Genomic DNA, 295 nt, shown 5'->3' with positions numbered 1-295 from the left:
CGAAAAGATTTATTAGATTAATAAGTAAAGCAAACCCCTGAGTTGGAGTAAATCCAAACTCAGGGGTTTTACTGGTCTAACTGTTTTTCAGACCATTCTCTGTAAACTGCATCTGGTCACTAGGGTATACCTTGATGGCCGTTTTTATTTCTGTGCTATACTAGGAATCACAAGTGTTCATTAGAACTGTCCAAAGGGAGAATTGGAAATGGCTAAAATCGGTTATGCGCGTGTGAGTTCCAAGGAGCAACATTTAGATCGACAGTTAGCGGCTTTAAAAGACGTTGATAAATTA

At 38.6% G+C, this 295-nt stretch carries 1 protein-coding gene; it reads left to right on the top strand.

Translation table 11 applies throughout. From position 1 onward, the window contains the following. Positions 1 to 208: 208 nt before the first annotated feature. Positions 209 to 295 (top strand): recombinase family protein (locus tag MZO40_RS17150; RefSeq protein WP_252133492.1); only part of this gene is annotated, 87 nt, incomplete at its 3' end.

The organism is Lactiplantibacillus sp. B652 (assembly GCF_023806745.1).
In the GTDB taxonomy this organism is placed as follows: domain Bacteria; phylum Bacillota; class Bacilli; order Lactobacillales; family Lactobacillaceae; genus Lactiplantibacillus; species Lactiplantibacillus pentosus.
The sequence above is the reverse complement of the archived record's forward strand: the minus strand, read 5'-3'. Positions and strand labels throughout refer to the sequence as shown.